This window comes from Ilyobacter sp. (assembly GCF_041583315.1).
In the GTDB taxonomy this organism is placed as follows: Bacteria; Fusobacteriota; Fusobacteriia; order Fusobacteriales; family Fusobacteriaceae; genus Ilyobacter.
Genome location: NZ_JBFHGC010000119.1, coordinates 1 through 6,023, shown reverse-complemented (window position 1 = coordinate 6,023; position 6,023 = coordinate 1). Strand labels below are relative to the sequence as shown.

Annotated in this window: 5 protein-coding genes; all 5 read right to left on the bottom strand. The window is 36.1% G+C overall.

Annotated features, from left to right (window positions below; translation table 11 throughout):
- Nucleotides 1-2,775: EAL domain-containing protein (locus tag ABZA26_RS05630; protein ID WP_372713539.1), on the bottom strand; the 2,775-nt coding region annotated here is incomplete at its 3' end.
- A gap of 256 nt (nucleotides 2,776-3,031) precedes the next feature.
- Nucleotides 3,032-3,265: a hypothetical protein gene (locus ABZA26_RS05625; protein WP_372713538.1), complete on the bottom strand. Its 234-nt coding sequence runs from the start codon at nucleotides 3,263-3,265 to the stop codon at nucleotides 3,032-3,034.
- A gap of 52 nt (nucleotides 3,266-3,317) precedes the next feature.
- Complete coding sequence (locus tag ABZA26_RS05620) at nucleotides 3,318-4,625, bottom strand: 2-hydroxycarboxylate transporter family protein (RefSeq protein ID WP_372713537.1); 1,308 nt, start codon at nucleotides 4,623-4,625, stop codon at nucleotides 3,318-3,320.
- A 422-nt stretch (nucleotides 4,626-5,047) separates the two neighbouring features.
- Nucleotides 5,048-5,716, bottom strand: a complete 669-nt coding sequence (locus tag ABZA26_RS05615) for a response regulator (RefSeq protein ID WP_372713536.1) — start codon at nucleotides 5,714-5,716, stop codon at nucleotides 5,048-5,050.
- A partial coding sequence (locus ABZA26_RS05610) for a sensor histidine kinase (RefSeq protein WP_372713535.1) occupies nucleotides 5,694-6,023 on the bottom strand: 330 nt, incomplete at its 5' end. The genes ABZA26_RS05615 and ABZA26_RS05610, both read right to left, overlap by 23 nt.

Here is a 6,023-nt window from a genome sequence, read left to right as displayed (position 1 = left end):
TTCTTCTGAAATATTTTCAGATAACCTCTTTTTTCCAAGATGTTCTTTCAGATAAATATCCAGATCTGTATGTGATAAAGGCTTACTATAATAATAACCCTGTATATTCATACACCCTATACTCTGAAGGTATTTCAGCTGTTCCACAGTCTCCACCCCTTCGGCGATGAGATTTACATTCAGCTTTTGTGCCAGATAACTTATTACCTCGGCAATAGAGCCGTTGTCCATTTTCGGATAGTCTTTTATAAAAGATCTGTCTATTTTAAGTTTATCAAAGTTTAGTTTCTTCAGATAACTCATAGAGGAAAAACCTGTCCCAAAGTCATCAATGGCCACGGTTATTCCGTACATTTTAAATTCTTCTAATTTTGTACTTACGTATTCATGGTCACTTATCAGCGTGCCCTCTGTGAGCTCTATCTCAAACTGAGCGTGGTCAAGACCGTGAAAATCAAGTATGGCAACCACATCTTCCACAAGAAAATCATTTTTAAAATCATAGGCCGATAAGTTTACGGAAATTTTAATTTCTTTGTACTCATCGAGTTTCAACATTTTGGTAAGTCTGGCGACCTCTCCCACTACCCACATATCGATTTTATTTATCATTCCCTTTTCCTCTGCAATGGGTATGAACTCCAGTGGAGAAACATTTCCCAGGATTGGGCTGTTCCAACGAATCAGAGCCTCCAAACCATTTATAGTTTCTGTACTGCTGTTAATCTGGGGCTGAAAGTAGACTTGAAACTCATTGTTTTCCAATGCTGAAGCAAGGTTTTCCTCTATATCAAGCTCTCTCCTTACACTTTTTTCTATACTTTTATGGTAGATGATATAGCTACGCTCAGGATAAAATTTAAGTGCCTTTATAGAGAACAGAGCCTTTTTCAGAAGTTCCCTGGATGAATCTCCGTGTTCCGGGAATATGACAGATCCCATCTCAAATTCTAAGTGAACATTTGCCCCTTTTATATTTATGCTTGATTTTATCCCTTTGAAAAGTTCAATCATGGATTTATTTAGCAGAAGCTTATTAGTAGAGGTCTTGCATATAGCTATAAAGGTATCCGTTGATAAATGAGCGATATTCTCTTTTTCATTAACTATTGATTCTATTTTTTCTATTATGTTTTCGTAAATAAGACTTAAAAATTCATCATTGTATTTTATCTCCAGGTCATTATAATTTTTAAGCTTTATGTATATAAGGCTGAACCCGCTGTTATTTTTTATCTCTTCATCGATAAGCTGCCTTATGAGGTTTTCATTGGGAAGTCTTGTCTTGGAGTGATGTGTCAGCAGATATTCAATCTCCGCTTCTCTCTGTTTTTCAGAAGTCAGATCTTTTATTACACACACATAATACTCTGTATTTTTATTCTTTGGATTTATCACATTGTTTATGGTGAGAATGGCCGGGTATTTTGAATTGTCCTGCTTCTTGAGCCAGAGTTCCCCTGTCCACTTTTTGCCCTTGGTAATTTTCTTCCTTATATCCTTGTAAATTTCAGGATGAGTTACATTGAGTTCAAATAGGCTTGTATCTGAGCTTAGAATCTCCTCTTTAGGTATATCTGTGAAATTGAGAAATTCGTCATTAAAATCCAGTATGTTACCCTTAGAATCTGTGATTAAGACTGCTTCATCTACATAACCCAGTATCAGTTCTGCCAAATAAAGCTGTATACTCTCCTTTTTTTTGAGCTGAAGCAGTGCTGTTATAGTAGCAGATATAGAAAATATTCCCAGTAAAATATAGAATTTTATATTTTTCTTAAATATGAATATGTCCGGATAAAGCTCCGGCAGATTTTCTTTTTCCAGAGATGCCACGACATTCCAGTAAAATTTTTTGTTATCAAAACATATATTCTTTTTGAATACCGGATCTATTTTTTTAAAATAGAATACTCTTTCCTTTGTCTCAAAGTGTTCCTCAGAGGAAGAGTTTATCATTTTCCAGAGTTCAGGAGCCTCCTTTTCTAACCTGTATTCCTTTGTATCACCCTCAAACATAAAACCGAAATTTTTACTTTTATCCCTGTTAAACAGATAATACCCGTTGCTGTCAGTGAGGGATATTTCAATTAAGGGGTTGTTGATTTTCAGATAATTTTCAAATGTATCCAGAAATTTCTGACCTTTAAAATTGATTATCAGGATACCTATTATTTCTCCCTTATTATTTTCCACAGGAGAGGAAAATCTTATGACAGGAAGATGCGGTTCCTCTATCTTTTCATACTCTATATTGAGATCAAGATTTGAGACATAGATATCTGATGCCCCTATACTCATGGTATTTCCAAAATAATAACGATTTTTTTTCGACTGAAGTTCCTCGTCCACAGTGGGTCCGGGAATCCCCTTGTCTCTTTCCCTTTCCACTCTGATAACTTCGTCCCCTTTTAGATTTATAAACCTGACCTGGAGATAGTCCTCTTTGTTCAGCATATATCTTTCAAAGAGGTGCTGAACCTCCAGCTTATTTGGAATGTTCTGGCTTTTCACATAATTTTGAAATTCATTGGAATTTTTTATAATGTATATATCTCTGAAGGTCTCTTCAAAAAGATAATGAACTGTATCCTCAAATACATCAGTCTTACCTGACAGGCTTCCTATCAGATTTGATGTGGATCTTTTTATTTCATAACGATATAGTGAGCCAAGTAAAAAACCAGAAAAGATTAAAATCGGCAAAGAAATTATCAGTATTTTTTTCCCGATCTCTTTTGCTATTTTTTTTATTTTTTGCTTTTTTGCCTTCATGTATCCCTCCGAGTATTGTTTTGTATGTATAATTTTGTTATGGCTCTTATAATTTTTTTTAAAAATAATTTAACTAAAAACTCTGCTGAATCCTCATAATAAAAGACCTTGAAAGTATTTTACGACACAGATCTTTTCAAATGAATAATACAGTTATACTTAAGTTTTAGTCCCAAGTCAAGAACAGATATTTATGATATATATAGATACATATATTATCAGTTAATTAAAAAGCAGTGTCCTTTACAGACACTGCCTACATTTTTATTATAAACTGAGTTTTTCCGTCATCTTTAACTCTTATCATAGTTCGGCAATGGAGGCTGTTCAGGAGATTTTTGATCTTTTCACGTTCGAGATCCTCTATCTCCATTATCAGATGTCCTCCTCTTCCTTCTCGGAGTGAAATTTCACCTAAAGTAGGAGTTTCTTCAGTTATCTGATACCCCTTTTTTTTCATCTCATTCTTCAAATGTTCAAGTTTTGACATTTACATCACCTCATAATGATGTATACGTTAGTCCTTATAACCTTCCTTTTTTCTACAAGAAGAATTTTAATAAGGCTGATGTGAGGATTAGCATGAAAGCTCCACCTATTCTTGATGAGATCTGAGCAAAAGGCATAAGTTCCATTCTGTCTGCTGCAGAAAGTACCGCTACGTCACCTGTACCACCCATATTTGCCATACACAGACCGGCTGTGATAGAACCTTCTATCATGTAAAATCCTAATAAATGTCCTATTACAGCAGTTCCTATTACAGCTCCTACTATAGTTGTAAATACAAGAAGAAGATAAGTCGGGCTGAAGGCCTCTATAACTGCATCAAGACTAGTGTAAGCCACCCCTATACCTACAAGGAGAGCAGGAGTGAAGTTCTTCATAATAAACTGAAACCACTGTGCTGCACACTGTTCATATTCTCTTTTTATAAGTCCTGATGTCTTTACTGCAGCTACAGACAGGATCATAAGAGCATATGGGTGTAGATTTATATACTTTGCAAGAATTTTTCCAAAAATAAAGAATGTACAGGCAAATAAAAGACCTTTTCCCATATTTTCAAAACTAATTTTAAGCTCTTTTTCTTTTTCATTTACATCTATATCGTTAGACTGGTCTTTGAGAAGTTTTCCGTCTCCGCTGAGAGTCTTGTTTTTCTTTCCGATTTTACTCAAAAGTCCGCCTACCACTATTGCCATGGCATTACCCAGTGCAACTGCAGGAACCATTACAGACAGAAGTTCTGCAGGATCTTTGCTCATAGCCTGACCAAACATCTGAGCCAGAGGTACTGCACCTGCACCCATACCTCCACCCATTATAGGTATAGCTATGTAGAATATGGCTTTTTTGAATCCGTATCCTAGAAGAGCTCCTGTGGCTCCAGTGAGAAGGATAGCACATGCCACTCCCCCTATTATTACCGGAAGATATCTGAGAGCCGCCTTGACAAGAAGCTTTCTGTTCATTCCTAAAATACTACCTGTAATAAGAGCAGCTATATAGAAGTTCAGAAATCCTTCACCCTTCATGAAAGAGGTCATTATGTTCTGGGCACTCTCCGGTATCACACCATAGGAGATAAGTGCCGCCGAGGCAAATATTATTACTATAGGCCCTCCTCCGAAATAATCTTTGACTATAGGGGTTCTGTTCCCTATCTCATTTAATACCGCCCCCAGTATCATCATAAGCGGAAATGCCCCCAGCATTCCCTTAGGAAGTGCACCTAAGTATGTTGCTGCAAATATTACAATTGTGATAGGAATAAAATATTTCATCTCTATCCCCATAAGTTTGTACTGATTACTCTGAGCTTCCTGTAAAACACTCGTATTTTCCATATTTCCCCTCCCTGTTTCAATTTTATTTATTTATTTTTTTAAATTTGTGCTCTTCAAGATGATCGTGATGATTCTCAGTGAAAATCTGTTTCCACTTCCTCCTTTCGAACATTTCATCCTCATTAAGATGATACACTTCGCATTCGGAATAGTAAATAATATTAAACTTATTAAAAGGTTTTTAAAATAAAAAAAGATTGCACTTTTTTTAGCAACCTTTTTTAAACAATATTAAATTTAATAATTTATTTTAACCCGTATTAAGAACGAATCCAGTAAAATAAGCTTATCCCAACCCTGTAAGCCTCTTTCTTTTCCTGGAATTTATCTTTTAAGTAAAATTTTTTAATTCATTTAAATCCTTTATCCTGTCTTCTTATTTGATTTTTTAATTTTGGGATAACTTCTACTGGATCGTTTATTTATATTGTTATTTTATATCTGTACTGAGGCCTTCCGACACTTTTATAGTGAAGAGTACTCTCTACCTTCCCTGTTTCTGTGAGGTAATCCAGATACTTTTTCACAGTTACCACACTGGAATCCATCTTCTGAGCCACCTCTTTCGTGGACCACTCTTTTGACCTGTCTTCCTCCAGAATATTCATAATTTTATTGAGTGTACTTTCATGTATACCCTTAGATGTGGCCACATTCTTTTTATCAGTGAGAAATATTTTGTCCACATCTTCCTGGGTGAGACACTCTTTTCCATAGGTGGTTTCCTTTTTATCCAGATACTTTTTAAAAGAGCTCCTGAGCCGTGCAAAACTAAAGGGTTTTATGAGATAGTCCAGGGCCCCCAGCTGAGAGGCCTTCTCGATCTCTTCCAGATTACTTGCAGCTGTGACAAAGATGGTCTCTATCCATACCTCATTTTCCCTCAGATTTTTTAGCAGTGTGAGACCGTCCATTCCCGGAAGATACATATCCAGAATCAGAAGTTCTCCATTTCCCTGTGAGATATACTTATAGGCTTCTTCTCCGTCTCCGAAAGAAGCTTCCACAGTAAACTCACCGGTAGAAGATACAAATTTTTCCGTGATCATCTTTACCATAGGGTCGTCTTCAACTATTATGACTTTTATCATCGGTATCTCCTTTATAGATTCTTATTTTAAATGTCTTGGTGCCCTCTTTCTGATTCACCTGCATCTCACCGCCGTAAAGGTCGATTTTCTCCTTTACCAGAGCCAGACCGGATCCTCTTGTATTCCCTTTTTTAGAGGATATTCCCTTTTCAAATATCTTTTCTACATCAAAGGCTATGGGCGATCCAGTGTCTAGGACCATTATCAAAATGTCCTCATCACTTTCTTTCAGATAGACCTCTATACCGTTTTTCATAGATCTGTCACAGGCCTCCAGAGCATTTTCTATGAGATTCCCCACTATTAT

Coding starts and splice junctions, on each gene's coding strand:
- ABZA26_RS05625 (WP_372713538.1), bottom strand. CDS start 3,265: ATGTCAAAACTTGAACATTTGAAGAATGAGATGAAAAAAAAGGGGTAT.
- ABZA26_RS05620 (WP_372713537.1), bottom strand. CDS start 4,625: ATGGAAAATACGAGTGTTTTACAGGAAGCTCAGAGTAATCAGTACAAA.
- ABZA26_RS05615 (WP_372713536.1), bottom strand. CDS start 5,716: ATGATAAAAGTCATAATAGTTGAAGACGACCCTATGGTAAAGATGATC.